Source organism: Bartonella sp. AP72JLCBS (assembly GCF_042195705.1).
Taxonomy (GTDB): Bacteria; Pseudomonadota; Alphaproteobacteria; order Rhizobiales; family Rhizobiaceae; genus Bartonella.
Genome location: NZ_JBHIOU010000149.1, coordinates 1 through 539 on the forward strand (window position 1 = coordinate 1; position 539 = coordinate 539).

At 31.4% G+C, this 539-nt stretch carries 1 protein-coding gene; it reads right to left on the bottom strand.

Annotated elements, in window-relative coordinates; all coding sequences use genetic code 11:
* Window positions 1-25: 25 nt before the first annotated feature.
* Window positions 26-157 carry a hypothetical protein gene (locus tag ACFILO_RS09810; protein WP_375654226.1) on the bottom strand — a complete coding sequence of 44 codons (132 nt, stop codon included), beginning with the start codon at window positions 155-157 and terminating at the stop codon, window positions 26-28.
* Window positions 158-539: the final 382 nt, after the last annotated feature.

Genomic DNA, 539 nt, shown 5'->3' on the forward strand with positions numbered 1-539 from the left:
AAATCTCTTAAGGCTCTAATTCGAGTTAAGAAATGACCATCGATATATTCACAATCATCAATAAATTCGTATTTTTTGCAGGCTCTTGTTGATTAACAGACGCGGTTTCATTTGCAATATTAGAGATAACGGGGGTGTTGTTTGAGATATTTTTCATACTAAGATTCCTAGTTATTTAAAGTTTTCAATTGACACTCTATAAGAGCGCCGGGCGTTGAAAACACGGTAACTAGTCCGTCGTCACACTTTTCTCATAAAAGAGTATTGTATGGTATGACCACACCCGACAAAGCTCTCATATACTAACAAAAGCATAAAAGAAAGTCAGTATTTAAAAGACATGGGAGAGGTCGTATCGTAACCTACCCGCTAGTTATTAAGTGTTTTCAGCACTTGATTAGTCATATAACAAAATACGTATTTATTGTCAAACAATATTTTATCTTTTTTGATATTTTTTCTTATTTTTTTAAATACGTTGTGTATTGATAATATCTTATGCTTATTAATTGCTTCTTTTATATTTATGTGCTTTTAAA

What these genes read in the sequence shown, in the direction of transcription:
- ACFILO_RS09810 (WP_375654226.1), bottom strand. Translation starts at nt 157, where the DNA reads ATGAAAAATATCTCAAACAACACCCCCGTTATCTCTAATATTGCAAAT.